A 26,606-nucleotide genomic window follows, 5' to 3' on the forward strand; every position below is an offset into this window, starting at 1 on the left:
CTCGTCGGACTCATAACCCGAAGTTACAATATAAGTGGCTCCCGCAACCATCTTTCACATGTATTACCTGCCATGCTCGTTGCTATTTTCTCTTGGTATTGAATACCTAAAGTGATGATATCACTACGTGCGCAATAATTTGGTGTTGAACGGTTTGAAGATTCAGCCAAAATTACAAAGCACGAAATAGATTCGCATCCCAAACGTATTATATGTCTCAGCCACGTTTTAAACATCGTCTTTCAAACGGTCTTCAAATTCAATTAGAAACTATTTTGTTAACAAGTTTTTAAAACCAATACATCAATTGAAGAGCCCATAGTTGCCAGTATTCTTCTTTATTTACACGTGGTTCAGGTATTAACACAGGAGTTAACCTTGCAGTGCCTTGGATCCAATGATGCTCGAATTGTAGTTCAATCTTTGACGCAATTCTATATTTAAGCCCAAGGGTAGTATCGTATTGATAACCAAAGTAATGAGGTACTCCGCCACCAGAATTCAACGCTAGTTGACGACCATGCTTATCGTTTTTATTGGCATAATAATGTTCATATCGACCTAAAAATTGTAACTTAGGTGTAATACTATATTGTGCTTGAACATAACCGCCTTGTCCCTTTGAATCACTGATAAATTCAGGGACGACTAAGCCATAAAGCTTTATGTTTTCTTGCAAGATTTCTGCACTAAATGTCCAGTGTTCAGCCTGATATTCAGCATTAGCATAAAACCTTTCTAAGTCTAATCCTCCATTGATAAAGCCATCATTTTGTCCATTTTTATAAGTAAAGTCAGCATTAGTTGTGGCCAAACCAAACTTCCATTGAGATAAACTAGGTCGCCAATATATACTCCCTTGAAAGTCATTCTCTTGCGTCAATCTTCCTGTTGATGTGCTGCCCATTAAAAGCGTTGTTTGCTCTTTAGAAACAGGGGAAATACCAATGCTTGCTGTAATATCAATATCACCCAATCTTTCATGTGAGTAACGTGCAGCAATTGCGCCGCCGTCACCTCCAATAGACATATCACGTGTACCATCAAAATATACGGATTGAGGTAGTACTATACTCGGCCTTGTCATAGGAACATCGCGTGTACTTGAATACAGCCAATGATAGTTTTTAATACGTCCTAAATATAATTTAGTTTGCCAATTTTCTGTATTATGTAATGCCCATTCAAGTAATAAATAATCGAGTCTTAAACCTTTGTCGTATCGATTACCACCATTGAGATACACTCCTTGCCCGGCAAAACGAAGATCGTCTGTGAATTGATAAGATGCATTCAGTCCCATTTCAGTCAATTTGAATGATACACCTTGATCATCACTCACAAAATCACTGCCGCTTACGTCAATAACACCTTGTGCGATAAAGCCATGAATTTGAACATCGTCACTACTACCAATATTGTTGCCAAAAGCAAACCCAGCAATAAGTAAATAACTAGCCAAGAGTATTGTTATTAATCCTTTATTCACTTTCCTTACCTTATTATTTTGTAATGTTAATAACATTGACATGCTGATTTTCCTTATTCAATATCTCAACATAACCGATTGAGCCACGTGTAGTACTTACCGCGTGTATAAGTTCGGCTTGAGAATTAACTATTTTTGGTGCAACGCCTAACCCTGAAAAGGTTAGCTTATTCCATATGCTATCTAATTGATATGGGAAGATGTGTAGCATATCTTTTGAGAAGGTTTTATGCACAGGATGCTGACTAGGTAAAACAAATACCATAATTGCTTCATTATTTGGCCAACGTATCTGCCGTACAGAATAAATTCTACGAAGCTGTGATGACGAAAGAGATTTTAGCTTAACGGACTGATGAGCAATTACTTGCAAGCTATGTGATTTTAAACACATTAACCCGAATAGCAATAAGATACTAATTTTAAGAATTAATTGAGTAATAACAACATCCTTATAAAGATCACTACCATCGAAGAACACCTAATGTGTAAGATTATGCACTGACAACTGATATGAATGCAATAAATTATAAATACGTTGAACTACTTAACAAAAGATACTGATGTACCATGTTTTTTTGCGACATACATGGCTTGATCTGTAGCATGAATAAACACTGCTAAATCATCTTGTTGATCGGTATATATTCCTGCACCAATGCTGGCACTAATATTAACCGAGTGTCCTTGAGTTACAATTGGCTCGGCAATAATTTTGTTTATTTTCGAGCAAATTTTTTCGAGCACCTTTTGTCTATTTGAAACGTCAGTTAGATTGAGTAAAATAAGAAACTCATCTCCACCTTCTCTAAAAGCAATATCATCGAACCGCACAGTTTCTCTTAACCGATTAGCAACAATTTTTAAAATTTGATCACCCATTCTATGACCCAAATTATCGTTAATAGGCTTGAACTTGTTGAGATCTAGATATAAAACCCCTGTTGCTAGCCATGTGGTATGAACTCTACTGTCAGCTTTTAATATTTCATGTAAATAGCGGCGATTGAATAGCCCAGTGAGTATGTCAATATTTGATTGGGTTTCAAGTTCTGATATTCTATTTTGAACTGAGGTGAAGTCTTGTAGTATGGCAACGCCATAGAGTTCTTCACCAATATGGGCGCTGGCAATAGATATTCTGCTGGCGAATTTATTGCCTTGTGCATCTACACAGGGTATTAAATTACGCTCTGTCATCTCTTTGGCTGGTGCATGAGAGCAGATGTATTTTTCAGTAAGTTTAGCATGATTCAAGTGCTTAATAGGCGTGGTCAAGTCTTCAATGTGACATTGCAGCATTTGTGCTTTCGAATAGCCAAATAAATGTAAACAGGCAGTATTTGCAAATACTATTTCAGAAGCATTATTTGATATTAAAATTGGCTGCGCTAAAAATTCAAGAAAACTTCCTACTTCTGTTAAGGATTTCATTCAATTATTGGCCTAATCATTGACGTACTGTTATTAGTATTGAGTTTAGCAGCTTATTGACTGTTTGCTATACGAATTGATGCTTTAGTTATCTTAATTGAGTCCTTAGTTTTTCCTGTTCTAGTACCTAACGCTTCAATTTTTGCCAAAGCGCCCTCGTTATCTTCAATAACTTTACCAAAGACAGTATGCTTTCCATCTAAAAACGGGGTTGCTGAGAAGGTGATAAAGAACTGACTACCATCAGTACCAGGTCCTGCGTTTGCCATACTCAATACGCCTGCCTTGCTATGGTTTGGTTTGCCTGAAAACTCTCCTTCATATTTATAGCCTGGGTATCCTGCACCCGTGCCTGTAGGGTCTCCTCCTTGGGCCATAAAGCCAGGAATGACACGATGAAAGGTAACATCATCATAAAAGCCCAACTTGGTTAAATATATTGTACTGGATACATGCATGGGTGCAGATTCAGAGAATAACTCAAGCGTCACCTTACCTTGGTTTGTTTGTAGCTCCCAGAAATAGGTTTTACCTTGTGTAAAAGTAAGTAAGGGAGGGGTGTTTAATTGAGTTTTCCAATTAGGATCAGATTTATCAATAGCTTGCTTACTAATAAAACGTTCTATTTTTTGTATTGCTGGATCTTTGCCGCAACAAGCTGTTAGGGCAATTAACAAAAGAAAAGTGGATATTGTTTTGAAAAAAGTATTTATAGTCATTGTTATAATCTTATGCGGTCGGCTGATGTTCAAGTGTTTAAGTGTTTAAGTGTTTAAGTGTTTAAGTTTAAAGCAACTCAAGATTGATTACATTAACGTTTGTGCTTGCTTACTGTTTTTTCACAGAATGAGGTGTTTATTTAGAAATTAATGACGTTTTCGATAATAAGTTTTAGGTAATAAACAGCTATAAATTATAAGTAATGTATAAAGAGTGCTGGGGCTATCAAGATTGATATATAAGAGTAGTGTTTTAAGTATACTGAAGAGGTTTTATAGTATAAAGATGGTACCCGGAGCCGGACTTGAACCGGCACGCTTTTCGGCGAGGGATTTTAAATCCCTTGTGTCTACCAATTCCACCACCCGGGCATAGTTATCTTAATGATAAAGGGAGTTTTTTATAGTAGGAGATTGGAAACCTACTTGTTCTTTAAATTTGGAGCGGCTAACGAGACTCGAACTCGTGACATTCACGTTGGCAACGTGATGCTCTACCAGCTGAGCTACAGCCGCTTCATAGAGCTTGTACTTTTAAAACAATGTTGGAGCGGCTAACGAGACTCGAACTCGTGACATTCACGTTGGCAACGTGATGCTCTACCAGCTGAGCTACAGCCGCTTCATTAGAGCTTGTACTTTATAACGTTCATTTCGTTAAAAATGAGCGCGCATTCTAGCGTACCTAAACTGTTTTGACAACAGCAAAAACACACTTTTTTCTCAACCTTTGTTGATGAAATGGTACCCGGAGCCGGACTTGAACCGGCACGCTTTTCGGCGAGGGATTTTAAATCCCTTGTGTCTACCAATTCCACCACCCGGGCATCATGGAGGCGGGTCCCGGAGTCGAACCGAGGTCCACGGATTTGCAATCCGCTGCATAGCCATTCTGCCAACCCGCCATTTTATCAACACGAGTTGAGGTGCATTCCTTTGGAATTTCAGCTTAAAACAAGTTAAATATTGGAGCGGCTAACGAGACTCGAACTCGTGACATTCACGTTGGCAACGTGATGCTCTACCAGCTGAGCTACAGCCGCTTCATTAGAGCTTGTTCTTTTTTAAACTATCTTGGAGCGGCTAACGAGACTACTCTCATCAACATAAGTCGTGACATTCACGTTGGTAACGTGATGCTCTACCAGCTGAGCTACAGCCGCTTCATTTGTTGACTCCTTGTCAACGGAAACGCATTCTACATCGAATTGAGTTACAGTCAACTATTAAATTCTTTTTTTATATCGACTGCTCAAAAAGCAGCTGATTTGATGTTATTTTATCTGTTATTTTTTTAGCTCAGGCCATGCAGCTTTGAAATAACTCACTAAAGTTGAAACCGTTAAAACTGTTGCAATAGCGTAAAACAAATAAGACGCGTAATTGATTACTTCATGAGGTAAATAAAATAAAATAAGTGGGATGTCATAATCTGGCCGCCAAATTAAGCCCATAATACCTAACATTTGAGCAGCTGTTTTGTATTTGCCCATTTCAGAAACCGCAATAAGGTCTCTTTTGCCACGAGAAGACATAAACTCTCTTAAGCCACTAATAAATATTTCACGGGCTATCATGATGATGGCTGGAATAGCCACTAGCCATGTTTGATAATCTTGTACTATCATAACGAGCGCCGCAACCACCATAAGTTTATCGGCTACGGGGTCAATAAATGCACCAAATGCAGAAGATTGGTTGAGTTTTCTTGCTAAATAGCCATCTAAGGCGTCACTAATTGATGCCGTCCAGAATATCGCAAAAGCGCCAAAGTGGCTCCATGATAGCGGTAAATAGAATACAATAAGAAAAACAGGGATCAAAATGATCCGAAAGAGTGTTATTTGATTAGGTAGTGTCCACATAGTTTTTATTTTAGTTAGAGGCTTGTCTGTAAAAATTCCGCTTTCATTCTACACAGGATTGGCAATTAGATATAGTCACTTATTATGTAATGCGTCATAAATATTTTTTGCTAATACTTTACTGATCCCTGGCACTTTTTCTAATTCGTTAATATCAGCTTTATTAACCTCTTGAATGCCACCTAAATGTGCCAGCAGCGCTTGCCGTTTTTTAGTTCCAACTCCTTCAATATTTTCTAATACAGATTTCTTACTTGCTTTTTGTCTTTTTGCGCGATGTCCGGCAATGGCAAAGCGGTGTGATTCATCGCGAATATGTTGAACTAAATGCAGTGCAGGGGAGGTCGCTGGTAATGATATTAGTTGATGAGACCCTGCTAAAATTAAGGTTTCTAACCCCGGTTTACGTGACTCTCCTTTAGCAACACCCACTAATAAAGGTATTCTTTCAAATTGTTGTTTAGTGCTTAATTGTGCAAAAAACTGTTCAGCTCTGGCTAATTGCCCTTTACCACCATCGATAAACACAATGTCGGGCATTTTTTTTACACCATCTGTCACCGACGAGTTACTTTCTGCATCACTTGGTTTTAGCTTGCCGTAGCGCTTATTTAAAGCAAAAGACATGGCAGCGTAATCATCGCCAGGGGTAATGCCATGCACGTTATAGCGTCTATAATCTGATTTTACCGGACCATCTTGATTAAACACCACATTAGATGCAATGGTTTGTTGCCCCATTGTGTGGCTAATATCAAAGCATTCAATGCGATGAATGCCATTAGCAAGCTCAAATACTTCATTTAATGCGACGAATCTTGCTTGCATTGATTCTTTGTGGCTATTACGAGTTAATAGCGCGGTTTGTGCGTTGGTCGATGCAAGTTTGATATATTGCCTGCGCTCGGAGCGGGTTTTGGTTGATATTTTTACATCATGCTCAGCTTGTTGTGAAAGTAGGTTTGCTAACTCAGTCACCAGCTCAAAATCAAAAGGAGCCACTATTTCTTTGGGAATAGTGCCATGATTATTACCGTCGCCTAATTCATTTCCTAGATAATGCTGACCAATAAATGCCTGAATTATTTCTGAATCACTTGTTTCATTGGGGACGACTGGAAAGTAACTTTTACTGCCCAATATTTTATGGTCACGAATGCAAAGTAAATGTATACATACTTGTGATTTTAACCGATAGAGGCCGATAACATCCATTTCGGCTGTAACGCCACTTACATATTGTTGTTGTTGTACTTTTCTTAACGTAGTAATTTGGTCACGAAATTTTGCGGCCTGCTCAAAATCTAATCGATGACTGGCTGATTCCATTTTTTCAACAAGCTGCTCAATAACCATTGAGCTTTTTCCTTTGAGGAATAGTTTTGCTAGCGCTACTTGCTGTTGATAGTCGTCGTTAGTTACTTTATCAACGCACGGTGCTAGGCATCGCCCTAATTGGTGCTGTAAACATGGGCGAGAACGTGCTCGATAATAACTGTCTTCACATTGTCGAATAGGAAATATTTTTTGAATTAAACGTAAACTCTCCCAAACTGCGCCTACACTAGGGAAAGGGCCGAAATAGTCACCTTTTACCCTTTTACCACCACGATGAAGCCCTAATTTCGGATGTTTATGAGCGGTAATTAGTAAATAAGGGTAAGACTTATCATCACGTAATAAAATATTGTATTTGGGCTGGTACTTTTTGATGTAGTTATTTTCAAGGATCAAGGCTTCCCCTTCAGTATGGGTAACCGTTACATCAATTGCACATATTTGTTTTACCAAGGCTTTGGTTTTTACTGAGCCGACATCTTTGCGAAAATAACTCGCTAACCTATTTTTTAAATGTTTGGCTTTTCCAACATATATTACTGTTTGCTCTGCGTTATACATACGGTATACGCCAGCTTGGTCAGTAACAGAGTTTAAAAAAGCTTCGCTATCAAAATTAAGCTTGGGTGGTATTGGGGTACTTGCAGACACAATTATAACTTTTCGGTGTTGATCATGCCGTAACGAATTGCTAAGTGCGTTAATTCAACATCGTTACCAACGCCGAGTTTTTCAAACATGCGGTAACGATAGCTGTTAATAGTTTTGGTACTTAAGTGCAAATGCTCGGAGATTACGGGCACTTTTTCACCGCGGGTAACCATAAGCATAATTTGTAGTTCACGATCGGATAACTCGCTAAAAGGGTTTTCTTCAGCGGACTTAAACTGGCTTAATGCCATTTGTTGGGCGATGTTTGCTGGCAAGTAGCGTTGCCCACTGTGAACTTGTCGGATAGCATTAACCATCTCTTGTGAAGCCGTGCCTTTGGTTAAATACCCTGAAGCGCCAATTTGCATGACTTTCGTTGGAAATGGATCTTCGGTATGCGCGGTCAATATGATCACTTTAGCTTCAGGAGCAAAACGTAAAATCTTCTTGGTTGCTTCAAGGCCGCCCATGCCAGGCATGTCCATATCCATTAAAATAACATCAGCTTCAGTTTGACGACAAAACTTGACTGCATCTTCACCGGTTTTACATTCTTTTAACACCTTAAAGCCTTTCACTTCATTCAGTATTTTACTAACACCTGTTCGTACAAGTTCGTGATCATCAACTAATAATATATTTATCAATGGAAACTGCCTTTATAAGTCGTTATTTTTTAGCCAACTATTGAGTAGGCCAATTTGACCATTTTTATATGCTGCATAGGTTAAGCGTACTGCATTACTTAAAATAATACTATCTGACCAATTCGTTTGCTCAGAAATTAATTGATAGCACACCTTTGCTTCAGGAGATAGGTAACCACGCATCTCTTGTTTTCCGCGCTCTTTTTGCCTTTCGCGATAGCGTTTTTGCTTTTCAGCATTGGTCATTGCTTTTTTTTTAGTTTTTACCGAATCGTCCATTTATTTCTCGATACGTTTTATGGTCTACTCTATTTAAGCACTATGTTACTCCGACAAGTTAATTTTGCAATATCATAGCGAGTACAAATAACAGGATAAAAATTGATTTTTATCATTAAAACCTATTTATTTCACTGTTCGGAGTTGTTTAGTGTACAAGTGTTCGCTAAAGTAGCGGCCACAAATTATTTCATACTCAAGTAATCGCTGTAAATAGACTTTATTCCTTGAGTACACAACAATTATAGGTAAAAACACTTATGGCTATGGCACAACAAAGTTCATACGATAAAGCTGACTTAATAAAAGCGGGTACAGGTGAAATGTTCGGCGAAGGAAACTCGCAGCTTCCTTCAGACAATATGCTGATGATGGATCGCATTCTAACCATCACAGAAGAAGGTGGTGAGCATGGCAAAGGTTATATCGAAGCAGAGTTAGATATTACTCCGGATTTATGGTTCTTTGATTGCCACTTTAAAGGGGACCCTGTAATGCCGGGTTGTCTAGGTTTGGATGCGATGTGGCAGCTTGTGGGTTTCTTCTTGGCTTGGACTGGTGGTCCGGGTAGAGGACGTGCTTTAGGTGTGGGTGAAGTGAAGTTTACCGGTCAAATATTACCTACCGCCAAAAAAGTTTCGTTTAGAATTGATTTCAAGCGTGTTATTAAACGTAAGTTATATATGGGCTTAGCTGACGGCTCTGTTAGTGTTGATGGCCGTGAAATATATACAGCCAAAGATTTGAAGGTAGGGTTGTTTACTGATACCACTAAGTTTTAATACGACTTAACGAGAAAAGGGGATATTTCCTCTTTTCTTTGTCGGACTGAAGTCCGCCCTACATTGGTGATGCCGTCTGTTGGGGGATATTTCCTCTTTTCTTTGTCGGACTGCGCTACATGGATGTAGCTAATTAGAGAATGCAGGACGCACATTCTCTTGAAGTCCGCCCTACATTGGTGATGCAGTTTGTAGGGGTAAGTTATTGCCCGTTATTTATTTTTCTTCTTTAGTATCTTGCTGTGATAAAGGCGCATTAAAAGGGATGTTAAAATTTTCCGACAATTCAAAGTCACCTTCGGCTGAAACTAACTTGTTATCTTCAAATTTTATAGTGAAATTTTTCTGTGTGTTAAGTTTTTCACTTCGTCCTGACTTAAAGCGATATACATAGTTCCAACTATCAGAATCAAACGCATCAATAACAACAGGGCTCCCTAATACAAACTTAACTTGTTCTTTAGTCATACCTACTTGTATTTTATTTATGGTTTTCTGTTCGAGGTAATTTCCTTGAGGAATATCAATGCGATATATCCAACTTGAACAAGCAGAAAGTGATAAAGTTAGAGCAATAATAGAGGTGCGGAGTAACATGAAAATTTACTTTCCTTAAATACAAATGAGTAACAAATAAGTTCAGCTGAAGTATTAAGGGTTAACTTAAGTATCAAGACCAAAAGACACAGCTTTATATTAGCGCATAAAGCGCGAGCAGGGATAATAACCAAGCACGAGGTTAGATACAAAGCTATTTTTCAAAATTTTTGTTTTCAAACTGAAAAATAAACGTCTAACTTGCTAACAATTCTTGTGCATTTGCTAGACTGTGCTCAGATATTTTATCTCCAGCGAGTAAACGAGCAATTTCTTTGACTCGACTTTGTTGGCTAAGTTCCGTAATTTTTGTTTCAGTATATTCACCATCAGTTAATTTACTGACAAAAAATTGCTGATGTCCTTTACAAGCTACTTGAGGTAAATGAGTAACACATATTACTTGAGTATTGCTAGCAAGTTGTTGCAGTTTACTGCCAACCATTGCTGCTGTAGGCCCGCTGATCCCCACATCAACTTCATCAAAAATAAGTACAGGTGTGACTACTTTATCAGCCAGAATAACTTGCATGGCTAAACTTATTCTTGAGAGTTCTCCACCTGAGGCAACTTTGCTCATCGCCTCTAATCCTTGACCTGGATTGATACTTACTAGAAAATCAATTTTATCCAAACCATTGGCATTCATCGTGACATGCTCTTGATCCCTTGCGTTGGCATTAGCAGGCTCTATGGCAATGTGGAATTGCCCTTGAGGCATATTTAATTCGTGCATGCTGGTGCTAATCAATTGCCCTAATTTTTTTGCTGCACACTTTCTGGAGGAGGATAAGGTTAATCCTGCCTCTTGGTATAATTGTTCAGTTTTGGCTATTTGCGTAATCACTTCATCAATTCTTGACTCATCGTTGGAGATCGCTGCTAGTTTTTGTCTTAATTCTTGATGGAAATTGACTAAGCTTTCGGGTGGTAAGCTATGTTTCTTTGCTAGTTGTAATGCTGCAGAATAGCGTTCTTCGATTATGGCATAGGCTTGGGGATCTAATTCAAGATCCTGATAATAATGTTTAAGATCAGTACCTGCTTCATCAAGTTGCACTAATGAATCGTTAAGTATCGACGCAACATTAGCAAGCCGGCTATCAAGGCGAGCCAAGGCACTAATATTTTCGCTACATTGCTGTAAGGAATCGAGTATATTAAAGCGTTCATTTTCAGTTAAGGTTTGCAGCGACTGCAAGGTACAATCAAGTAAATCTTGTGCATTAGCATGGCGCTTATAATCACTTTCTAAGGTTTCAAATTCACCTGATTGCAAAGCAAAATCATCAAGTTCGTTGACTTGGTATTGTAGTAGTTGTTGTTGTGCTTCACGTTGCTGTTTATTTTGTTGCAACTGGGTCAACTCTTTCGTTAGCTTATGCCATTGGTGGTAATAATGCTTCACTTCTTCAAGAAGGGGTTTATGGTCAGCATACTCATCGAGTAGTTTACATTGTTGAGATGACTTAACGATTAACTGGTGATCATGCTGTCCATGGATATTGATCAGTAATTGACCGATTTCTTTTAATTGTACCAAGGGTACTTGGCTACCATTAATGTAAGCTTTAGAGCGACCTTCAGCAGAGATGACTCGGCGCAAAATACATTCACAGCTCGACTCTAATTGTAAATCATGCTGCGCTAACCATTGCTGAGCATTGATATTATTGTGGGTATCAAAAGTGGCAGCCAGCTCAGCTTTTTTGCTGTTAGGGCGCACTACATTGGTTGTGGCTCTATCACCTAAACACAAACCTAAGGCATCAATGGCGATTGATTTTCCCGCCCCTGTTTCACCTGTGATTGTAGTCATGCCTGATTGCCAATCAATATCGAGCGATTTTACTATGGCGAAATTTTGAATGTTAAGTTGTAAAAGCATAATAGTGCGCACCCGAATTACTGTATAAATACTTAGCTGTTAATTTATACAGTAATCACGAATAATGCAAATGTTTTTTACGATGCTACTGACAGAAATTTGTCATACTATATGAATGCTGTTAGAACAGTTTGTTACCCCAGCTAAGCTTGCTTCGCAAAACATTAAAGTAATCGTGATCTAAAGGATGCACTAAACGAATGGTGTACTCACTTTTTTTAATAATGACTTCATCACCAGGCATAACTGCTAATATGACATGACCGTCACAGCTAACTTGCAAGCTCTCTTGGTTTTCATTAGCGAGTTTTAGCTTTATTTCACTATTACCATCAACCACAATAGGTCTGCTTGTGAGTGTGTGAGGAAACATGGGGACTAAAGATAAAGCATTTAAATTTGGTGTTAATATTGGTCCACCAGCCGACATTGAATAGGCTGTAGAGCCAGTGGGTGTTGAAATAATTAAGCCATCAGATCGCTGGCTAAACATAAAGCTGCCGTCAATGTAAACTTCAAACTCAATCATGCTGGCCACCTTACCGGCATGAAGTACGGCTTCGTTTACTGCGCCATTTGCGCTTTTTAGCTTGCCGTGACGATATACTTCGGCTTCAATAATAAAGCGTTGTTCAGACCGAGACTCTCCAGCCAAAATTTTGCTTAATGGTTCGATTATTTCATCAGGTGAAAGATCGGTCAAAAAACCTAAATTACCACGGTTAACACCAATGACGCCAATATCGTAGCAAGCTAGCACACGCGCCGCACCTAACATATAGCCATCGCCACCGATTACAATAGCTAGGTCTGCTTGCTCGCCAATGTCGGTAAGTGAACAAACCGTACTATTTTCAATCGTTACCGAGCTGGCTACAGAACTTTCTATTAATATTTGATAATTATTTTGAGCTAAATATTGGTGTAATGCTAATATTGTTGTACTGGCACCTTGATGATTAGGCTTTCCAATAAGGCCAATTGTTTTATAGTGTTGAGCCATAACAGTAATTTCGTGATGATATTGTCTTTAAGGGAAGTTTCCCCCTATTTGAATGGCTTGTAAAGTTTGTATTTGATAAAATGATTTTTATTTTCTGGTTAGAAGGGCTTGATTAGTAAAAGCTCGACCCCATTATTAGCATCATTGCGTTTTTATTATTGTATAGTTATTAAGATTTAATTGGAGTTTTTTCATGACGACACAGTCAAACACACCTGACAATGCACAAGGTGCAGAGTTAACACCAGAGCAACTTGCTGATGAAATAGTGCAGCAAGCGGAAGAGCAAGTTGAAGAGCAACATGAGCATGCTCATGAAGTTATTAATGAAGAACAAGAGCGAATTAATGAATTAGAATTAGCATTAGCTACAGCTCAATCAACCGTTTTAGAGCAAAAAGACTCTGTTGTTCGTGCAAAAGCTGAAGTTGATAATGTTCGCAGACGGGCTGCTCAAGATGTAGAAAAAGCGCGTAAATTTGCGTTAGAAAAATTTGCCAGTGAGATGATCACTGTGGTTGATAACCTCGAACGCGGATTAGCCACAATTGATGCTGAAGCTGAAGAACAAAAAGCAACCTTTGAAGGTATTAACTTAACGCTTCAAGGATTAATGGCCGGGTTAGAGAAATTTGGGGTAAAAGCAATCGACCCTCAAGATCAACCTTTTAACCCTGAATTCCATCAAGCTATGTCAATGCAAGAAGTGCCTGATGTTGCCCCGAATACTGTGATTGCGGTCATGCAAAAAGGCTATGAATTAAATAGTCGATTAATTCGTCCTGCAATGGTCATGGTATCTAAAGCTGCAGGTGTTGACACTCAAGCGTAGTGATCCTATTTATCACATGAATATTATCTTTTAATTGATAATAAGCTTTCAAATACAGATCCGCTAATGCAAATTGGCGGATTTTTTGTTTTTTAACTTGCTGAAATTTTACAAAATAAATATTTTTTTACAATTATCCATTGAAAAGCAATTTGCTGACCCCACTTACTATTCAACAACAAATTAGATTAACTTTTACTTCTACTGACCCAAGAGTTCAGTAAAGTAAACATATAGAATAGGAGCTCCCATCATGGGTAAAATAATCGGTATTGACCTAGGAACAACTAACTCATGTGTTGCTGTTTTAGACGGCGACAGTGTACGTGTAATTGAAAATGCAGAAGGCGATCGTACAACTCCTTCAATCATTGCATACACAGAAGAGGGCGAAACATTAGTAGGTCAACCTGCTAAACGCCAATCAGTAACCAACCCAAAAAACACTTTGTTTGCTATCAAGCGTTTAATTGGCCGTCGTTTTGAAGATGAAGAAGTTCAACGTGATATTAAAATAATGCCTTTTGGCATTGTTAAAGCTGATAACGGCGATGCTTGGGTGACTGCACGTGACAAAAATGTTGCTCCACCACAAGTATCTGCTGAAGTTTTAGCGAAAATGAAAAAAACAGCTGAAGATTACTTAGGTGAAAAAGTCACTGAAGCGGTTATTACCGTACCTGCATATTTCAACGATTCACAACGTCAAGCAACAAAAGATGCTGGTCGTATCGCAGGTCTTGATGTTAAACGTATTATTAACGAGCCAACTGCTGCAGCGCTTGCATACGGTATGGACAAGCAAGAAGGCGATAAAGTCGTTGCTGTATACGATTTAGGTGGTGGTACATTCGATATCTCAATTATTGAAATTGATGAAGTTGATGGCGAGCATACCTTTGAAGTATTAGCGACTAATGGTGATACTCACTTAGGTGGTGAAGATTTTGATAACCGTTTAATTAATTACCTTGTTGATGAATTCAAAAAAGATCAAGGTATGGATTTAACTCAAGATCCATTGGCAATGCAACGCTTAAAAGAAGCAGCTGAAAAAGCTAAATGTGAACTGTCTTCAGCACAGCAAACAGATGTGAACTTACCTTATATTACTGCTGATGGCTCTGGTCCTAAGCATATGAATATTAAAGTTACTCGAGCTAAGTTAGAGTCTTTAGTAGAAGATATGGTTAAGGCGACTTTAGAGCCACTTAAAAGAGCACTTAAAGATGCAGATTTATCAGTAAGTGATGTAAATGACATCATTTTGGTTGGTGGTCAATCTCGTATGCCTATGGTGCAAAAAGCGGTTACAGACTTCTTTGGTAAAGAGCCACGTAAAGATGTTAACCCTGATGAAGCGGTAGCTTCAGGTGCTGCGATTCAAGCGGGTGTACTTTCTGGTGATGTAACTGACGTATTATTATTAGATGTTACGCCATTGTCACTAGGTATTGAAACCATGGGTGGTGTGATGACTAAAGTTATCGACAAAAATACCACTATCCCAACGAAGCAATCTCAAACGTTCTCAACGGCTGATGATAACCAAGCGGCAGTAACTGTTCATGTTGTTCAAGGTGAGCGTAAGCAAGCTAGCGCTAACAAATCACTGGGTCAGTTTAACCTTGAAGGTATTGATCCTGCGCCACGTGGTACACCGCAAATTGAAGTAACATTTGATATTGATGCCGATGGTATCTTACATGTTACGGCTAAAGATAAGAACACAGGTAAAGAGCAAAAAATTACCATTAAAGCTTCTTCTGGTTTATCAGATGAAGAAGTAGAACAAATGGTAAATGATGCAGAAGCTAATGCTGATGAAGATGCTAAATTTGAAGAGCTAGTAACTGCACGTAACCAAGCTGACGGCATGGTTCATGCGACTCGCAAGCAAGTTGAAGAAGCTGGCGATGACTTACCAAGCGAAGACAAAGAGAAAATTGAAGCGGCTATTGTTGAACTTGAAACAGCACTTAAGGGTGATGATAAAGCAGACATTGATGCTAAATCTCAAGCATTAATGGAAGCGTCAGCTAAATTAATGGAACTTGCTCAAGCGAAAGCACAAGCTCAAGGCGCACCAGAAGGTGGAGCTCCTGAAGCGGAAGGAAGCGCTCCTGCAGATGATGTTGTAGACGCTGAATTTGAAGAAGTTAAAGACGATAAGTAATTATTTGTCTATTGATTAGCTTTATAACATAGCGGAAGTACGCACAGTGCTTTCGCTTAGCTCTGGAGTCAATCAGTAACAACTCATTTATTTATCTGTTAGTTGTTCATTATAAAGCGTCGGTTACGGCGCTTTTTATGTGTTAGTTAGACAAATAAATTTTAATTTGATTTTAATTTTCATGGTTTTTATGTAAAAGAAATTAAGCAAATTAGTATCAATCAACTTAAGTAAAGAAACAGATTTATGTCAAAACGTGATTATTACGAAGCTCTTGGTGTATCAAAAAGTGCTGACGAGAAAGAAATCAAAAAAGCTTATAAAAAGCTTGCGATGAAGTTTCATCCCGATCGCACCAAAGGTGATAAAACAAAAGAAGAAACCTTTAAAGAAATTCAAGAAGCTTATGAAGTCTTAAAAGACGATCAAAAGCGTGCTGCTTATGATCAATATGGCCATGCTGCTTTTGAACAAGGCGGTCACGGTGGTGGCGGCTTTGGTGGTGGTCATGGTGATTTCGGTGATGCTTTTGGTGATATTTTTGGTGATATTTTTGGGGGCGGTCGCGGTCGCGGTGGTCGTCAATCACGAGCACAACGTGGCTCAGATTTGCGCTATAACGTTGAGCTTAATTTAGAAGATGCTGTTAAAGGCAAAAGCTTAGAAATTAAAGTACCGACCTTAGTTAGTTGTGAACCTTGTGACGGCTCAGGCGCTAAAAAAGGTACGTCAGCAAAAACTTGTAATACCTGTCATGGCCATGGCCAAGTACAAATGCGTCAAGGTTTGTTTGCGGTTCAACAAACGTGCCCAACTTGTAGTGGTAAAGGCAAGGTGGTTTCAGATCCTTGTACTTCATGTCGCGGTCAAGGGCGAGTTGAAAAAACGAAGACCTTATCTGTAAAAATTCCACCGGGTGTTGATACGGGTGACAGAATTCGTTTGTCAGGTGAAGGTGAAGCCGGTGAGCACGGCGCACCAGCAGGTGATTTATACGTACAAGTTAATGTTCGAGATCATGATATATTTGTTCGTGATGAAAACCACTTATATTGTGAAGTTCCAATCAGCTTTGTTACTGCTGCATTGGGTGGGGAAATTGAAGTACCTACATTAGGCGGTAAAGTTAAACTTAAAGTACCTAAAGAAACGCAAACAGGAAAAATGTTCCGTTTACGTGGCAAAGGTGTTAAGTCAGTTCGTAGTTCTGCCACGGGTGATTTAATGTGTAAGGTAGTGGTAGAAACACCGGTTAATTTATCAGGTGATCAAGCTGATTTACTACGACAGTTAGAAGAAAAAATGGGGAAAAGCAGTAAAAAGCATAGCCCAAAAGAGACAGGTTTTTTTGATGGCGTGAAAAAGTTTTTTGATGATTTAAAAAGCTAAATTAACACGCAATTAAGTAATAATTTGTCATTAATGTAAAAAGCCACAACATTTAAATATTGTGGCTTTTTACGTTTATACTATTTAATTAATTTTCTTTATTTTTATTGTCTTGTGCTAGAAACCGAAAATAGCAGGTAGCAATTAATATCAGCAGTAATATTGAAATACTGCCACCGCCATGTACCTCAACCACTTCAACGTAGGGCGCAACATACACTTCATCATAGTCGGCACTTTCTAGCGGTAGGGCATATAAAGCATTGCTATCATCAGAGCTATAACTGGCAACAATGTCGTCGTAGCCCACTTGATACAAATCGATTAATACATCGTATTCATCCCGAGTATAACCAGATAAAAATGTGGTGATAACCTCATATTCATCGGCATCAGAATCTCCCTCAATAATAAAATCATCAGTGGTGAAATAGTGTGTCCAAGGGCCGCCATTTTTACTGAGGTATAATAGTGCATAAACTTCACCCAGTTGATTGTGGGTATAACTATAAAGATCTGCATCAAAAATCACACTAAACGTTTGATAATAGCCATCACCATCATAATCTTCCTGTAACAAGCTAGTAGCGCGATAAATAGTAAATTCAGCATCATAGTTCTGAGCCGAATTTATATGGCTAGAGTTGCTTGATGTCGCATTAGGTGTTGAAGATTTAACTGCTTTTTTTCGACTGTTAACTATAAACTCTCTGGTTTTAGCCGAAGCCTTGCCGGTAAGTTGGTCGGCTTGGCTCGTGAGTTTAATTCCTTTGATAATCTCGGTTCTTTGTTGCTTGTTAAGGTTTTTTGTAAAAACACCTTGGGAAACGGTGTATTGTTTACTGCTAAATTCATTTGCCATAACAGGCATCAAAGACAGCAAACTCAGACAGAGCAATAGAAAGCATGTTTTAGCTGGTTTTATTTGGGCTACTCGTATTGGGTTAAAAGTGATGCTCATGATATATCCTTACTGGTTTTATTTAGTGAAGCTATTAAAACCCAGTTAAGATGAATACAAGCTGAACAGTTTAAACCTTCAATTTCTGTGTTCAGCTTATATTCAGTTGCGAACCCTTATAATTTTAAATAAGCTATAGCGAGACAGTCTCACACACTTTTTGAAATGAACACTCTACTTGGCACCGCTATTTCTAGGAACAATAAATGAAATTTGTTTTAACCTTACTATTCATGCTTTTTCTTGTACTTTCCCCCTCAAGCCGGGCGATAGCACAAGGAAGCTTTGCGTTTGCAAATGCTGGTGTTCAAGTCAATCAGCATGCGAGTAAGCAACGTCTAAAAGTGAGAAGTAGTAAGCAAGCTGCACAAATGGCTAAAGGGCGATATGGAGGTAAGGTGCTAAAAGTTCAGCAGACGAAATCAGGTTATCGGGTTAAGTTACTTAAAGCTGATGGACATATTGTTTCTGTTTATGTCGATGGTGTGACTGGCCGCATAACAGGTGGTAATTAACGATGCGATTGTTACTTATTGAAGATGATTTAGCCTTACAACATAACTTAAATGAACACTTAACTTCGGCAAATTACTTAGTTGATTTAGCCAGTGATGGCGAAACCGGTTTATTTCAAGGTCAAGAATACCCTTATGATGCAGCTATTATTGACGTTGGTTTACCTATAATTGACGGTATTAGCGTAATACGCAGGTTGCGCGAGAGTAATATTGCTTTCCCAATTATAGTGCTAACAGCAAGAGATAGTTGGCAAGATAAAGTGGCGGGTTTAGATGCCGGAGCTGATGATTATTTAACTAAACCTTTTCAACCTCAGGAGCTTCTCGCTCGCTTAAATGCCTTAATTCGACGTTCAGTAGGGCAGGCAAGCCCTTTAATTAAAAACGGTCCTTTAACCATTAATACCAAAAGCTTGCAGGTTGAAGTGAATAATCACACAGTAAAGCTTAGTAGCTCTGAGTATAAGTTACTCGAATATATGATGCTTCACCTAGATGAAGTGACGTCAAAAGCGGTATTAACTGAACATATTTATGATCAAGACTTTGATCTTGACTCAAATGTTATTGAGGTTTTTATTCGTCGGTTAAGAAAAAAACTAGATCCCACTAATCAGTACGGGTTTATAGAAACGCTGCGCGGTCATGGTTATAAATTAAAACAGCTAAATAACCAATGAACTCCTTAAAAGCAAGGTTATTTCTCAGTACACTGATTATGACGGTGGTCATGTTACCAATTATTGGTTTCACTCTAACGAAAGCATTTGAAAAGCAATTGATGCTAGCTGTTCAAAGTGAATTAAAGGCTTATAGCTACTCAATTTTTACCGTTGCCGAAGTTGAAAACAACCAACTGTTAATGCCCGAGCTTTTATTAGAAACACAATTTAATGTCAGTCAGTCAGGGCTTTACGCGCTCATCACTGCTTTACCTAAAGGTGACAAGCCAGCTACTCAGATTAAGCAAAACGACCAGCTGTTATGGCAATCACAGTCGCTATTAACTTTGTCATTACCAAAAAAGCTCCCTTTTCCACAGGTAGGTCAAACGCAATTTTCATCAATTATCTTAGCAGGGAACCCTCATTTACTTTATAGCTATAGCGTTAGTTTTTCTGATAATGGTCAATCATTTGCTGTGACGTTACATTTAATTAAAAATCAACAAGACTTTGCCATGGTTCTACATGATTTTAAGCGACAACTGTGGACGTGGTTATTTGCGTTAATGATTGTTTTTATATGTGTGCAAATCATTTGGTTATTGTGGACTTTGAAGCCGCTTAATATGTTAACCCACGAGTTAGCACAGATTGAAAAAGGTGATAAAAAAGCATTAAACGCGGTATATCCAAGTGAATTAAAACCCGTCACTCAGCAATTAAATAATTTATTGGTAACCGAAGAAAATCAGCGTACCCGCTATCGAAACGCATTGTCAGACTTGGCTCATAGCCTTAAAAACCCACTTGCAGTGTTGCAAAGCCAAGCCCAAGTAACTCCCAGCGCAAGGGAGCAACTTCAGGTTATCAACCAGATTATAGAACATCAACTTAAAAGAGCGCAAAGTGCTGGACAATCTTCATGGCATATAGGTGTTGGTGTGAGTAAAGTGATTGAAAAATTGGTTTCAACCTTAAGCAAAATATATCAGGATAAACATTTATCTTTTGAGCTGAGCATTGAGCCGAACGCTCTCTTTAAAGGTGACGAAGCTGATTTAATGGAAATTCTAGGTAATATTTTAGATAACGCTTGTAAAGCCGCGCAACAACAAATTAATCTTAAGGTACATACGAGTGATAACCAGTTAATCATTGAGATAGCCGACGATGGCGCAGGTATAGAAGCATCACAACAGGCTGTTATTTTATCCCGAGGAGGGCGCGCGGATACTTATCAAGTAGGGCATGGTATTGGACTCGCTATTGTGAATGATTTGGTTAGTAGTTACCGAGGTCAATTAGCTATCGGTAACTCAACCACACTTTCAGGAGCACTTTTTACTCTAAGGTTTAACTAGCACGCCTAGTATGTTTTTTTAAAATGAATTTATTAAATGTTCTTCGTTTAAACCGTATTTATTATTCGATCGTGTCAGCATGTCGACAAAGTCATCAAGTATAAGTGGTTTAGAAAACCAATATCCTTGAAAGTAAAGACAACCATTATTATATAGTTCAATATATTGTTGTTGAGTTTCTACTCCCTCGGCGATAACATTGAAATTGTAAAGTTTAGCGATAGACAATATAACAAGAGACATACCCGTGAGTGGCAAAGTGTTTTCCTTGTCGCCACTGACAAAGCTTCTATCTATTTTTAAACAGTTTAAAGGGTATTTTTTTAATTGATTAAAAGAAGTAAAACCAGTACCAAAATCATCTAGAGACAGTTTGAAACCTAGTCTTCTTAGCGCAATCAACATCTCAATTGCTTGTAAATCTGTTTCAATCAAGCTTGTTTCTGTTATTTCTAACTCAATTTTTGTTGGATCTATCTGGTGTTTGTTAAGTATTTCTTTAATGCAATGCACAAATTCTTTATTGCGAAGTTGGTTTGAAGAAATGTTGATAGAATAAAATTCAATATGTTTTGTGTTTAATACGTCTGTATTTGCTATAATTTTGAACGACTCATTCAATACCCACAAATCAATTTGTTCGATTAAACCATAGCTTTCTGCTATGGGGATAAATTTATCAGGTCCGTATTGTGCAAGCTCTTTCCTATCACATCTGAGTAATAATTCAGCGCCAGCAATTGTATCTTTTCCTCCACGGAAAATAGGCATAAACAACATGTGAAACTGGTTTTTTTTAATGGCTTGAGCAAGTTCCTTTGCAATGTATTTTTGTTCAACAAATTCTAGCCCTAAAGATTCGTTAAATATTTGCACGCTATTTTTACCAAGCTGCTTTGCTTGCCTCAAGGTAACGTCAAGATTATCTATAATATTTGAAAATTCACCATTTACACGGTTTGTTCTCACAATAGCAATGCAGGCATAAATTTTAGTTGACGGCTCTGATGAAATGCTTAACTCAGTAACTGCTAGTTTAAGTCTTTCAACGAGCGGTAATATATCTAGTTCTTCTGGCAGGTTGGTTAAGTTAAGAACAAAGGCATCACCAGAAAATCTTGCTAAGTAGTGAGAGTTTGCATTACAAACAGTTGGGGTATTTGCAATTACTTTTAATAGGTTTTTAGCAAGTTGCTGAATTATTTTATCGCCTATTTCAAACCCGAAGGTATCATTAATGATGCGAAAGTTATCAATATCCACGTTGATAGATGTAATGCTATTAATATCAGGGTTCAATTGGCAATCATTTAGCCATTCATTGTAGGCATGTCGGTTAGCTACACCAGTTAACGAATCTTTTTTTGATTCTTGATCGACTGCATTTTTTTGTTGCCTTGAAAAGTAAGCAGAATAGGCTGTAAATATGATAGTCAACATGAAAGGTGTGACAAGCTTTAATGTTTCAGGAGCTTCTCCATATAACATGGTGAGCGCTAAAAGAAAAAAGGTAGATGGTATTGAAATTAAAAGAGCGATTCTGATTGAAACTAAAAAAAATAGCCCGACTGTTGATGGAAATGCGTAATAAATTCCATGAAGGCCAACATAATAACTCGCTAACGCCAAACAACTCCACATTGAAATAATGATACAAGCTATATACTTATTGTTAATGTTGTTATCGCGAATGTTTTTAAAACAAAAAGCAAAAACTATTGAAGCTGTAACCAATGATAGGGCTAAGAGATAATTCTCTTTTATGATATGTACGAAAGAAAAAATAGTGACAGGAATAAAACAGAGTAATAAAAAAAGCCGAGAATGACGCTGATTTAGTACAAGCATGGATGCTAATCGTCCGTGTAGTGATGGGATTATATAAAATGAATTCAAGGTAATATAACAATAGCCTTTCAGAATGTAATGAATTAATTGTTATTAATTGTTTTTAAATGTTAATTGTCAGATGAAGAATAAGTATAAGCACTATTTTCTGATATTAACTAAAATATAGAGTGTGACTTAATTTGGGTTTAGAAGAGTACACACCAACAACGGGCTTGTCCAACAACTGGATTAAGTTGTAGTAGCTCATATCTGATCTTACAGCTTTGATGAATAGGTTTAGATTTTATCTGACAGACAGTTATGAGCGATCAACGGACATTGACTGTTAATATATTAACGGCAGTAACTGACCCTGTAACTAAATCTGTGTAATTGCCTATTATTAATACCCATAAAGGGTTTAGGATAGGCAAACTATGAATAAGAAAGAACTAGAAGCATTTGCTAAGCAAGCAGCAAAATCAATTAAGTCAGAAGCAGATTTAACTGACTTTCGTAAAATGCTAACCAAGGTTACCGTTGAAGCAGCACTCAATGCTGAACTAGACGAACACCTTGGTTACGCCCGTCATGAGCAATCAAACAAAGATAATTACCGTAACGGTTATTCATCTAAAACCATTAGAACTGAAGATGGTGAAGTTGATTTAGATGCGCCACGAGACCGAGATTCAAGCTTTGAGCCGCAACTCGTTAAAAAGAATCAAACCCGTTTTACATCGATGGATGACAAGATTTTATACCTGTACTCCAAAGGCATGACCACGCGAGATATCGTCGCTACGTTTAAAGAAATGTACGACGCTGATGTTTCACCCACACTCATTTCTCGTGTTACTAATGCAGTCATTGAACAAGTCGTTGAGTGGCAAGCGAGACCGCTCGATGCGGTGTATCCCATTGTTTACTTGGATTGCTTAGTCGTCAAGATCAGGCAAGATAAGCAAGTCATCAACAAAGCGGTTTATCTCGCATTAGGCGTAAATGTCGAAGGCCACAAAGAATTACTCGGTATGTGGATATCGGAAAACGAAGGCGCTAAGTTCTGGCTAAACGTACTGACTGAACTTCAAAATAGAGGTGTAAAAGACATCCTCATTGCTTGCGTTGATGGGCTTAAAGGTTTTCCTGATGCGATTAATACCGTTTATCCTGATACGCAAATTCAGCTCTGTATTGTTCATATGGTGCGTAATTCATTGAAGTTCGTGCCGTGGAAAGACTACAAAGCGATTACGAGTGATTTAAAGCGAATTTACCAATCAATAACTGAAGAAGATGCCTTGATGTCGCTTGAGCAATTTGAACAGCGATGGGACAGTAAATACCCTAACATCTCCCGCTCATGGCGTAATAACTGGCAAAATGTCAGCACCTTGTTCAATTACCCTGAAGATATACGCAAAGCCATTTACACCACCAATGCGATTGAATCACTGAATAGCGTTATTCGTAAGGCAATTAAGAAACGGAAGCTGTTTCCACACGATGATTCAGCTAGAAAAGTGATTTATTTGGCGATTGAGCAAGCATCTAAAAAATGGACGATGCCAATAAGAAATTGGAAAACGGCCTTGAATCGATTTATGATTGAATTCGAAGACCGTTTGAAAGATGTTATTTAAACCTGGCAGTTACACAAAATGTGTTACAGGGTCCAGTAACTAGCTAATTGCGGACATTACCTAAGTCTAGTTCAATAGGCATCAAAGCACTTCCAATCCAACACATTAATTCAATTAAAAATACCATTTAACTGTGTATGTTTGTATGTTTGTATGTTTGTATGTTTTGCATTAGTCTATTGGCTATTAATAATAAACAACTAGCATGATGTTAGCGTGGTTTGCTAGTCAACTTAAAAGGACTTCTTATGAAGACTAGTAATACTTTACCACTTCTACTTTTATCAGTTTTAATTACTGCATGTGGAGGGGGGGGAGGTTCTGATAAAACAACCACTCCACCGCCACCACCTGCAAATGTAGCTCCCACAGCAAACGCTGGTACTGATCAATCTGTTAACGGAGAAATAGTTGTTACGCTATCGGGCAGCGGAACAGACCCTGATGGTACAATTGCATCATATTCGTGGGCACAATCGAGTGGCGCTAGTGTCACATTGAGTAATGCATCAACTTCTACAGCCACATTTACTGCACCTTCTTTAGTGGAAGAAGCAACACTAACTTTTGAATTAACGGTAACAGATGACGATGGCGCTGTCGGAAATGACAGCGTGACAGTGGTAATTAGTCCCGCACCAATTGCACCAGTGATTAATATTGCCACACAAAAGAGTGTTGACTCTGAAAGTAGAGTAGTATTAGTCGCACATGCTAGCGATGAAGATGGTGATATTGTTAGTTATCATTGGCAACAAACCCCTGAAAAAACTGTTGTACTAAATGAGCTATCTAATGGAAATGTCGAATTTATTGCTCCAAGCAATGCTCAACTATTGGAATTTATTTTAACAGTTACAGATGTTCAAGGTTTGAGCACAAATAAAACAGTCAGTATTAATGTACTTGACTCAACTTCATCTCTTGCAACATTAACTTTGGACGAAGCTGCCATTCCCGATATTATTGGTCCAAATGAAGGTAATCTATTGGCATGGACTTTTAATGATTTTGATGGAGATGGAAGTCAAGATTTTATGTTTGCTGGTTATAATTGGACTGACGCTGGACCGACACTTCAAGAAGCCCCTATTCATGTATTTACTAATAGCACTGATGGTCAGTTTACTCTAAATACATCGACAATTTTTAGCGGGACGTTACCTGGAATGGTTAATGCTCGATTCGCAGAAAGCCCTGATTTTAATGGAGATGGTAAACCTGATCTCATTATGATTGGCCATGGTTTTGATGCAGAACCTTTTCCTGGTGAACCTGATATATTAATGTTATCAACCCAAGGAGGGACTCTCGAAGATGCCAGTGATAATTTAGGTCTTTCTGAAGCAAATTTTTCACATGCATTAGGCGTTGCAGATATTGACAACGATGGTGATATCGACATTATTATATCAACGCTTGGCTCACAACTTATTCCTGAGAATAAATTTCATGTACTAATCAATGATGGCTTGGGAATGTTTACGCGCCATGATGACTGGATACCTGAAATTATCAGAAGCGAAGTTAACGGAGGAGGGTTTTTCACTTCTTTGATTTTGGTTGATTTAGATAATGATAATGATCAAGATTTAGTTTTTTCTGCGGGTATATCTGGCCAAGAGTCTTGGGTGTTATGGAATCCGGGCAATGGTAACTTTTCGACTCTTGCTCCAACTCAATTATCTAGCTCTGATAAGTATAAAGTAATACCTAGTATGACTTCAATGGACGTGGATGGGGATGGCTATCAAGATCTTCTGCTGTCATCTACTCGCGACATACCTAATTTTTATGATGGTTGGCAGTTAAGAGTACTAATTAATGACCAAAAGGGGCAATTTAATGAAATGACTAACGAATTTGCCTCATTAGCTATGACGGAAAATGGATGGGTTCGTGATGCAAAAGTAATCGATGTTGATTCCGATGGTGACCAAGATATAGTCTTGACAGATGCTCACGACTTCATAGCTTCACAAGATAAACGACCATTCGCATTACTTAACAATGGTTCAGGAGTATTTACGCCAATATTTTCTGATTTACTGCCTAAGCCCTGTGCGATTATACCTTTTGATGTGGACAAGGATGAGGACGTTGATTTTATTTGTTTTCTAGCAGATATGATCGGTCAACCAACTCAAATACAAGATTTTGCTATCTTTCGTAATATGTCTAATTAGTAATACCTATCTGCCACAGGCCGATAACGTTCGCTCTGTGGCTATTAGAATAGTCATTACATAATTTCAAGTACTATCTAAGAGCAGAAACATTATTATTGTCCTACTAGCTTTCGCTTGATGCACAAAAATATCTTGAATTGTATTTCAGTTAATGGCTGCTTTAGCTCAAATCAGTCAAAAATTTATTGCCGAGTATCTGCAAGGGTGGCATTTTTTTACCAGTCAGATTTTCGATTAATTGGTGATATTTGATAGTCAAACCATGCATCTTTATAGCTGTGGCTTACGTCCGCTTTCGTATCATTGCTGTCCTAATAGCTAAGTATCTGAAGGTCTGCTCTTGGCAC

22 protein-coding genes and 7 tRNA genes are annotated in these 26,606 nt (G+C 38.2%); 9 read left to right on the top strand and 20 right to left on the bottom strand.

The window, feature by feature from the left end; translation table 11 throughout:
* Window positions 1-289: 289 nt before the first annotated feature.
* The 15 genes from ABXG98_RS13245 to ABXG98_RS13315 form a co-directional block, all read right to left on the bottom strand.
* Window positions 290-1,531 carry a porin family protein gene (locus tag ABXG98_RS13245; protein WP_353539173.1) on the bottom strand — a complete coding sequence of 414 codons (1,242 nt, stop codon included), beginning with the start codon at window positions 1,529-1,531 and terminating at the stop codon, window positions 290-292.
* The gene (locus ABXG98_RS13250; protein ID WP_353539174.1) at window positions 1,503-1,754 is read right to left on the bottom strand and encodes a hypothetical protein; all 252 of its coding nucleotides are present in this window, start codon (window positions 1,752-1,754) and stop codon (window positions 1,503-1,505) included. Before ABXG98_RS13250 ends, ABXG98_RS13245 begins: the two co-directional genes overlap by 29 nt.
* Window positions 1,755-2,032: 278 nt before the next feature.
* Window positions 2,033-2,923: a diguanylate cyclase domain-containing protein gene (locus ABXG98_RS13255; protein ID WP_353539175.1), complete on the bottom strand. Its 891-nt coding sequence runs from the start codon at window positions 2,921-2,923 to the stop codon at window positions 2,033-2,035.
* A 53-nt stretch (window positions 2,924-2,976) separates the two neighbouring features.
* On the bottom strand, window positions 2,977-3,642 hold the full coding sequence (locus tag ABXG98_RS13260) for a peptidylprolyl isomerase (RefSeq protein WP_353539176.1): 666 nt from the start codon (window positions 3,640-3,642) through the stop codon (window positions 2,977-2,979).
* A gap of 287 nt (window positions 3,643-3,929) precedes the next feature.
* Window positions 3,930-4,014 (bottom strand) — tRNA-Leu (locus ABXG98_RS13265).
* Between the two features lie 68 nt (window positions 4,015-4,082).
* Window positions 4,083-4,158, bottom strand: a tRNA-Gly gene (locus ABXG98_RS13270).
* A 30-nt stretch (window positions 4,159-4,188) separates the two neighbouring features.
* Window positions 4,189-4,264 (bottom strand) — tRNA-Gly (locus ABXG98_RS13275).
* A 120-nt stretch (window positions 4,265-4,384) separates the two neighbouring features.
* Window positions 4,385-4,469, bottom strand: a tRNA-Leu gene (locus ABXG98_RS13280).
* A 4-nt stretch (window positions 4,470-4,473) separates the two neighbouring features.
* Window positions 4,474-4,547, bottom strand: a tRNA-Cys gene (locus ABXG98_RS13285).
* A gap of 62 nt (window positions 4,548-4,609) precedes the next feature.
* Window positions 4,610-4,685, bottom strand: a tRNA-Gly gene (locus ABXG98_RS13290).
* A gap of 32 nt (window positions 4,686-4,717) precedes the next feature.
* A tRNA-Gly gene (locus ABXG98_RS13295) sits at window positions 4,718-4,805 on the bottom strand.
* A gap of 123 nt (window positions 4,806-4,928) precedes the next feature.
* On the bottom strand, window positions 4,929-5,507 hold the full coding sequence (pgsA, locus tag ABXG98_RS13300) for a CDP-diacylglycerol--glycerol-3-phosphate 3-phosphatidyltransferase (protein WP_353539177.1): 579 nt from the start codon (window positions 5,505-5,507) through the stop codon (window positions 4,929-4,931).
* 75 nt (window positions 5,508-5,582) lie between these two features.
* Window positions 5,583-7,496, bottom strand: a complete 1,914-nt coding sequence (gene uvrC, locus ABXG98_RS13305; protein ID WP_353539178.1) for an excinuclease ABC subunit UvrC — start codon at window positions 7,494-7,496, stop codon at window positions 5,583-5,585.
* Between the two features lie 2 nt (window positions 7,497-7,498).
* Window positions 7,499-8,143: a UvrY/SirA/GacA family response regulator transcription factor gene (uvrY, locus tag ABXG98_RS13310; protein WP_353539179.1), complete on the bottom strand. Its 645-nt coding sequence runs from the start codon at window positions 8,141-8,143 to the stop codon at window positions 7,499-7,501.
* Between the two features lie 12 nt (window positions 8,144-8,155).
* Window positions 8,156-8,422 (bottom strand): hypothetical protein, encoded by a 267-nt coding sequence (locus ABXG98_RS13315; protein ID WP_353539180.1) that lies wholly within the window; start codon window positions 8,420-8,422, stop codon window positions 8,156-8,158.
* A gap of 266 nt (window positions 8,423-8,688) precedes the next feature.
* On the opposite strand from ABXG98_RS13315, the gene fabA reads away from it, so the two are divergent.
* Window positions 8,689-9,204 (top strand): bifunctional 3-hydroxydecanoyl-ACP dehydratase/trans-2-decenoyl-ACP isomerase, encoded by a 516-nt coding sequence (gene fabA, locus ABXG98_RS13320; protein WP_353539394.1) that lies wholly within the window; start codon window positions 8,689-8,691, stop codon window positions 9,202-9,204.
* 216 nt (window positions 9,205-9,420) lie between these two features.
* Here the strand turns inward: fabA and ABXG98_RS13325 are convergent, their stop codons facing one another.
* The 3 genes from ABXG98_RS13325 to nadK form a co-directional block, all read right to left on the bottom strand.
* On the bottom strand, window positions 9,421-9,801 hold the full coding sequence (locus ABXG98_RS13325) for an outer membrane protein assembly factor BamE (protein ID WP_353539181.1): 381 nt from the start codon (window positions 9,799-9,801) through the stop codon (window positions 9,421-9,423).
* 196 nt (window positions 9,802-9,997) lie between these two features.
* Complete coding sequence (gene recN, locus ABXG98_RS13330; RefSeq protein WP_353539182.1) at window positions 9,998-11,689, bottom strand: DNA repair protein RecN; 1,692 nt, start codon at window positions 11,687-11,689, stop codon at window positions 9,998-10,000.
* Window positions 11,690-11,810: 121 nt separating this feature from the next.
* Entirely contained in the window at window positions 11,811-12,692 is an 882-nt protein-coding gene (gene nadK, locus ABXG98_RS13335; RefSeq protein WP_353539183.1) for an NAD(+) kinase, read from the bottom strand.
* A 193-nt stretch (window positions 12,693-12,885) separates the two neighbouring features.
* Between nadK and grpE the strand changes: the two genes are divergently transcribed.
* The 3 genes from grpE to dnaJ all read left to right on the top strand — a co-directional run bounded on the left by grpE (window position 12,886) and on the right by dnaJ (window position 17,089).
* Complete coding sequence (gene grpE, locus ABXG98_RS13340; protein WP_353539184.1) at window positions 12,886-13,524, top strand: nucleotide exchange factor GrpE; 639 nt, start codon at window positions 12,886-12,888, stop codon at window positions 13,522-13,524.
* Between the two features lie 253 nt (window positions 13,525-13,777).
* On the top strand, window positions 13,778-15,700 hold the full coding sequence (gene dnaK / locus ABXG98_RS13345) for a molecular chaperone DnaK (protein WP_353539185.1): 1,923 nt from the start codon (window positions 13,778-13,780) through the stop codon (window positions 15,698-15,700).
* 246 nt (window positions 15,701-15,946) lie between these two features.
* The gene (dnaJ, locus tag ABXG98_RS13350; RefSeq protein WP_353539186.1) at window positions 15,947-17,089 is read left to right on the top strand and encodes a molecular chaperone DnaJ; all 1,143 of its coding nucleotides are present in this window, start codon (window positions 15,947-15,949) and stop codon (window positions 17,087-17,089) included.
* Window positions 17,090-17,177: 88 nt separating this feature from the next.
* On the opposite strand, the gene ABXG98_RS13355 is transcribed toward dnaJ, so the two are convergent.
* Window positions 17,178-18,050, bottom strand: coding sequence for a choice-of-anchor H family protein (locus tag ABXG98_RS13355; RefSeq protein WP_353539187.1), 873 nt, complete (start codon window positions 18,048-18,050; stop codon window positions 17,178-17,180).
* Between the two features lie 206 nt (window positions 18,051-18,256).
* Between ABXG98_RS13355 and ABXG98_RS13360 the strand changes: the two genes are divergently transcribed.
* From ABXG98_RS13360 to ABXG98_RS13370, 3 genes are read left to right on the top strand one after another with little or no spacing between them, the layout of a single operon-like run.
* A complete protein-coding gene (locus ABXG98_RS13360; protein ID WP_353539188.1) occupies window positions 18,257-18,565 on the top strand; it encodes a PepSY domain-containing protein in 309 nt (102 codons plus the stop codon).
* A gap of 2 nt (window positions 18,566-18,567) precedes the next feature.
* The gene (locus tag ABXG98_RS13365) at window positions 18,568-19,248 is read left to right on the top strand and encodes a response regulator transcription factor (RefSeq protein ID WP_353539189.1); all 681 of its coding nucleotides are present in this window, start codon (window positions 18,568-18,570) and stop codon (window positions 19,246-19,248) included.
* Window positions 19,245-20,594: an ATP-binding protein gene (locus ABXG98_RS13370; protein ID WP_353539190.1), complete on the top strand. Its 1,350-nt coding sequence runs from the start codon at window positions 19,245-19,247 to the stop codon at window positions 20,592-20,594. Before ABXG98_RS13365 ends, ABXG98_RS13370 begins: the two co-directional genes overlap by 4 nt.
* An 18-nt stretch (window positions 20,595-20,612) precedes the next feature.
* Here ABXG98_RS13370 and ABXG98_RS13375 read toward each other — a convergent pair whose 3' ends face one another.
* Window positions 20,613-22,442, bottom strand: coding sequence for an EAL domain-containing protein (locus tag ABXG98_RS13375; RefSeq protein ID WP_353539191.1), 1,830 nt, complete (start codon window positions 22,440-22,442; stop codon window positions 20,613-20,615).
* Between the two features lie 419 nt (window positions 22,443-22,861).
* Between ABXG98_RS13375 and ABXG98_RS13380 the strand changes: the two genes are divergently transcribed.
* A complete protein-coding gene (locus ABXG98_RS13380) occupies window positions 22,862-24,070 on the top strand; it encodes an IS256 family transposase (RefSeq protein ID WP_353539192.1) in 1,209 nt (402 codons plus the stop codon).
* 248 nt (window positions 24,071-24,318) lie between these two features.
* The gene (locus tag ABXG98_RS13385; RefSeq protein WP_353539193.1) at window positions 24,319-26,256 is read left to right on the top strand and encodes an FG-GAP repeat domain-containing protein; all 1,938 of its coding nucleotides are present in this window, start codon (window positions 24,319-24,321) and stop codon (window positions 26,254-26,256) included.
* Window positions 26,257-26,606 lie beyond the last annotated feature (350 nt).

Origin of the sequence: Colwellia sp. KU-HH00111 (assembly GCF_040362745.1) — a bacterium.
Classification (GTDB): domain Bacteria; phylum Pseudomonadota; class Gammaproteobacteria; order Enterobacterales; family Alteromonadaceae; genus Colwellia.